Origin of the sequence: Micromonospora sp. S-DT3-3-22 (assembly GCF_015354745.1) — a bacterium.
Taxonomy (GTDB): domain Bacteria; phylum Actinomycetota; class Actinomycetes; order Mycobacteriales; family Micromonosporaceae; genus Micromonospora; species Micromonospora wenchangensis.
This window is the reverse complement of sequence record NZ_JACGMO010000226.1, coordinates 1-4,692: the sequence shown is the minus strand read 5'-3', so window position 1 is coordinate 4,692 and position 4,692 is coordinate 1. Positions and strand designations below refer to the sequence as shown.

Here is a 4,692-nt window from a genome sequence, read left to right as displayed (position 1 = left end):
CTCGCCGGTGCGGCCGACGACGCCGGGGCGACGGCCGCCGGTCCGGGCGGTGCGGCCGGGTCCGGCGGCGGCGTCGGGCCGGTACGCAGCGACAACCAGCCGGCCGCCGCGCCCGCCGCCGGCTGGGCGCTGCCCGAGTCCGCGTACCGGCACCGGGACTCGATGATCACGAAGGCGGAGGTGCGGGCGCTGGCCGTCGCCCGGTTACGGCCCCGGCTCGGTCGACTGGTCTGGGACGTCGGCGCGGGCAGCGGCTCGGTCGGCATCGAGTGTGCGCTGCTCGGCGCGGCGGTGATCGCCGTGGAGCGGGACCCGACGGCCCCGGTCGCCGACAACGCCGCCCGGCACGGCGTCAACGTCCGGGTGGTGACCGGTGACGCGCCTGCCGTCCTGGCCGGGCTGCCCGATCCCGACGCCGTCTTCGTCGGTGGTGGGGGGACCGACGTGCTGACCGCCGTCGCCGACCGTCACCCCGACCGGGTGGTGGTCACCCTCGCCGCCCTGGACCGGGTGGCCCCGACCGTGCACCTGCTGCGCGCCGCCGGCTACGCGGTGACCGGCAGTCAGCTCGCCGCCGCCCGCCTCGCCGACCTGCCCGGCGGGTCCGTCCGACTCGCGGCCACCAACCCGGTGGTCGTCCTCACCGGGGAGCGCCCGTGACCAGCACCGCACCACACCGGCACCGGGAAACGCCCGGCACCGGCCCGCACCGGGTCGGGCTCGTCGCGGCCACCGCCGCCGGTCGCCGGCACGCCCGGACCCTGGCCGCCGCCTGGCCGCACGCCCGGCTCGTCGAGGCCGACGGGGTCGCCGACGCGTTGCGGACCGCGTGGACGACGTGCGACGCGGTGGTGGCGTTCCTGGCCACCGGTGCGGTGGTGCGGGTGCTGGCGCCGCTGCTGGGGGACAAGCGCACCGATCCGGCGGTGGTGGTGGTCGACGAGGCCGCCCGGCACGCCGTCGCCCTGCTCGGCGGGCACGCCGGGGGCGCGAACCCGCTCACCGCCGAGGTGGCCGCGCTGCTCGACGCCCGGCCGGTGGTCACCACCGCCACCGACGCGGTCGACCTGCCCGGCCTGGACACCCTCGGCTGGCCGGTCGAGGGGGCGGTGGCCGCGGTGTCCCGGGCGATCCTCGACGGCGAACCGGTCCGGCTGGTCGCCGACGCGGTGTGGCCGCTGCCCGCCCTGCCGTCCAACGTCCACCGTGAACCCCCCGCCGCCGGGCCGGCCGCCGGGTACCGGGTGCTGGTGACCGACCGGGTGGTGCCGGTCGACGACCGGACCGTCGTGCTGCGGCCCCCGTCCCTGGTCGCCGGGGTCGGGTCCAGCCGGGGGGTGGCCGCCGCCGAGGTCGACGCGTTGCTGCACCGGGCGCTCGCCGACGCCGGGTTGAGCCCCGCGAGCCTGCGCTGCCTGGCCAGCGTCGACGTCAAGGCCGACGAGGAGGGCATCCGGGCCACCGCCGACGCGCTCGGCGTACCGCTGCGGACCTGGCCGGCGGCGGAGTTGGCGGCGGTGGACGTGCCGCACCCCAGCGAGGTGGTCCGGGCCGCCGTCGGCACACCCAGCGTCGCCGAGGCGGCGGCGCTGCGCGACGGCGGCACCCTGCTGGTGCCCAAGACCGCCTCGGCGATGGCCACCGTCGCGGTCGCCCGGCACGCCCCGCGCGGCCGGCTGGCGATCGTCGGCCTGGGCCCCGGCGCGGCCGACCTGCGCACCCCGCGCGCCGTGACCGAGCTGCGCCGGGCCGCCGTGGTCGTCGGCCTCGACCAGTACGTCGACCAGGTCCGTGACCTGCTGCGGCCGGGCACCCGGGTGCTCGCCAGCGGGCTCGGCGCGGAGGAGGAACGGGCCCGCAGCGCCGTCGCCGAGGCCACCGCCGGGCACGCCGTGGCGCTGGTCGGCTCCGGCGACGCCGGGGTGTACGCGATGGCCAGCCCCGCCCTGGAGTACGCCGACGAGCGGATCGACGTGGTCGGGGTGCCCGGGGTGACCGCCGCGCTGGCCGCCGCCGCCCTGCTCGGTGCGCCGATCGGCCACGACCACGTCTACCTGAGCCTGTCCGACCTGCACACCCCCTGGGCGGTGATCGAACGGCGGGTCGCCGCCGCCGCCGAGGCGGACCTGGTGGCGTTGCTCTACAACCCGCGCAGCCGGGCCCGGGACTGGCAGCTCGGCGCGGTACTGGCGACGTTCGCCGCGCACCGCCCGCCGCAGACCCCGGTCGGGGTGGTCCGCAACGCCAGCCGCCCCGACGAGCAGGTCCACCTGGCCACCCTCGCCACCTTCGACCCGACCGTGGTCGACATGTACGGCCTGGTGGTGGTGGGCAGCTCGCAGACCCGGCTGGTCGGTGGCCGGATGGTCACCCCCCGGGGCTACCGGTGGCGCGGATGACCCCCGCCGGGCCGGTGCCCGCTCCGGTCGGGGTGCTGCCGCCGGTGGTGATCGACGCCTGTCAGGGCTGCGGGGCCTGCCTGCTGACCTGCCCCACCCACGCGATCCGCCCGGTGCCCGGGGGCCTGACCGTCCGGGCCGACCGCTGCACCGGCTGCCTGGAGTGTCTGGAGATCTGCCCGGTGGACGCGATCCGGGTCACCACCGACCGTCGAGGAGCACCATGACCAGCAGCTGCCCGGACCGTCGCCGGCCCGCCCCGGGAGGCGGGCGGTGAGCCGGGTCGTCCACCCCATCGAGCAGGAGTCGTACCGGATCCTGCGGGAACGGGTCGACCTGGCCGGCCTGCCACCGCTGACCAGGGCGGTCGTCGAGCGGGTGGTGCACGCCAGCGCCGACCTCGACTACGTCACCGACCTGGTCTGCGACGAGGCGGCGCTGGCCGGCGGGCTGGCCGCGCTGCGGGCCGGGGCGTCGATCGTCACCGACGTGGCGATGGTGGCCGCCGGGATCACCGCCGCCGGGCGGGAGATCGTCTGCCCGGTCGCCGAGCCGGCCGCCGCCGCGCTGGCCCGACAGACCGGGCTGACCCGGTCGGCGGCGGCCGTGCGGATCGCCCTGGACCGGGTCGGCCCGGGGGCGGTCTGGGTGGTCGGCTGCGCGCCGACGGCACTTGTCGAACTGATCGGCGTGGCCGCCGACCCGGCGCTGGTGGTCGGGTTGCCGGTGGGCTTCGTCGGGGCCGCCGAGTCCAAGGCGGCGTTGCGGGCCAGTGGCCTGCCCGCCGTGTCCAACATCGGCGAGAAGGGTGGCTCGGCGGTCGCCGCCGCCGCCCTCAACGCCCTGCTCTACCTGGAGGAAACATGACCGCACTGGTCATCGTCGGGCACGGCACGCGCAGCGCGGCCGGGGTCGACCAGTTCGCCGCGCTCGTCGACCGGGTCCGGGTCCGGGCGGGGGCCGCCGTCGGCGACGTCGAGGGGGGCTTCATCGAGCTGTCCCGGCCGCCGCTGACCGACGCGGTGACCGCGTTGGTCGGGCGCGGGCACCGGGCGCTGGTCGCGTTGCCGCTGGTGCTCACGGCCGCCGGTCACGGCAAGGGTGACATCCCGGCCGCGATGGCCCGCGAGCAGGAGCGCCACGCCGGCCTGACCTACCGGTACGGGCGACCGCTCGGCCCGCACCCGCTGCTGCACGGCGTGCTGGAGCAGCGGATCGACGCGGCGCTGGCCGGGGCCGACCGGGCCGGCACCTGGGTGGCGCTGATCGGGCGGGGCGCGACCGACCCGGACGCGAACGCCGAGGTGGCGAAGGTGGCCCGGCTGCTCTGGGAGGGGCGCGGGTACGCCGGCGTCGAACCGGGGTTCATCTCGCTGGCCGAGCCGTCCGTGCCGGCGGTGCTCGACCGGTTGCGCCGGCTCGGCGCCCGGCGGATCGTGGTCGCCCCGTACTTCCTGTTCGCCGGGGTGCTGCCGGACCGGATCGTGGCGCAGTCGCAGGCGTACGCCGCCGACCATCCCGACCTGGACGTCCGGGTCGCCGACCTGATCGGGGACTGCGACGCCCTGGCCGACCTGGTGCTGGAACGGCACGCCGAGGCGCTGCGCGGGGACATCCGGATGAACTGCGACACCTGCGCCTACCGGGTGCTGATGCCGGGCTTCGCCGACAAGGTGGGCCGCCCGCAGACCCCGCACGACCACCCCGACGACCCGGTCGACGGCCACGGCCACCACCACCATCACGGCCACCACCATCACGGCCACCACGATCACGGCCACCACGATCACGGCCACGGCGATCACGGGCACGACCACCAGCGTGTGCCCGGTCCGGGGCAGACCGCGACCCCGGTCCGCTGAGGGGGCCGGTCAGCCGGCCAGCGCGCGGGCCAGGGCGAAGCCGAGGGTGGCCGCGCCCAGCCCGGCGACCACGCTGACCAGGACGTTGGCCAGCGCGGGCCGACGGTCGCCGGCCCGCGCCAGCCGTAGCGTCTCGTAGCCGAAGGTGGACCAGGTGGTCAGCGCGCCGCAGAAGCCGGTGCCGACCAGCGCGGTCACCGCCGGCCCGGCGGGCACCCCGGCCACCACGCCGAGCAGCAGCGACCCGGCGACGTTGACGGTCAGCGTCCCCCACGGGAACCGGGAGCCGTGCCGGGCCTGCACGGCCCGGTCGGTGAGGTAGCGCAGCGGCGCGCCCAGCGCCGCGCCGAGCGCGATCAGCAGCACCGTCACCGGGCCTCCCGCCGGCCGGTCCGCCCCGCCGCCGGTGGGTCGCCCCGGCGGGGCCCGAG

5 protein-coding genes and 1 pseudogene are annotated in these 4,692 nt (G+C 77.8%); 5 read left to right on the top strand and 1 reads right to left on the bottom strand.

The features are described from left to right. The 5 genes and pseudogenes from cbiT to H1A17_RS33395 form a co-directional block, all read left to right on the top strand. Positions 1-660: precorrin-6Y C5,15-methyltransferase (decarboxylating) subunit CbiT (gene cbiT, locus H1A17_RS33415; RefSeq protein ID WP_194823758.1), on the top strand; the 660-nt coding region annotated here is incomplete at its 5' end. Continuing rightward, on the top strand, positions 657-2,399 hold the full coding sequence (cobJ, locus tag H1A17_RS33410; protein ID WP_194823757.1) for a precorrin-3B C(17)-methyltransferase: 1,743 nt from the start codon (positions 657-659) through the stop codon (positions 2,397-2,399). The genes cbiT and cobJ, both read left to right, overlap by 4 nt. Beyond that, positions 2,396-2,626 (top strand): DUF362 domain-containing protein, encoded by a 231-nt coding sequence (locus tag H1A17_RS33405; protein WP_145919779.1) that lies wholly within the window; start codon positions 2,396-2,398, stop codon positions 2,624-2,626. The genes cobJ and H1A17_RS33405 overlap by 4 nt, the downstream gene beginning before the upstream one ends. 46 nt (positions 2,627-2,672) lie before the next feature. Beyond that, positions 2,673-3,266 carry a precorrin-8X methylmutase gene (locus H1A17_RS33400; protein WP_194823756.1) on the top strand — a complete coding sequence of 198 codons (594 nt, stop codon included), beginning with the start codon at positions 2,673-2,675 and terminating at the stop codon, positions 3,264-3,266. Beyond that, a pseudogene (locus H1A17_RS33395) lies at positions 3,263-4,174 on the top strand (sirohydrochlorin chelatase); the annotation flags it as partial. The gene H1A17_RS33400 and the pseudogene H1A17_RS33395, both read left to right, overlap by 4 nt. A 96-nt stretch (positions 4,175-4,270) precedes the next feature. Here H1A17_RS33395 and crcB read toward each other — a convergent pair. Next, positions 4,271-4,633 (bottom strand): fluoride efflux transporter CrcB, encoded by a 363-nt coding sequence (crcB, locus tag H1A17_RS33390; RefSeq protein WP_145919782.1) that lies wholly within the window; start codon positions 4,631-4,633, stop codon positions 4,271-4,273. Positions 4,634-4,692: the final 59 nt, after the last annotated feature.

Bases quoted from the DNA above. Each gene is read 5' to 3' on its own strand.
- H1A17_RS33405 (WP_145919779.1), top strand. From the start codon at position 2,396: ATGACCCCCGCCGGGCCGGTGCCCGCTCCGGTCGGGGTGCTGCCGCCG.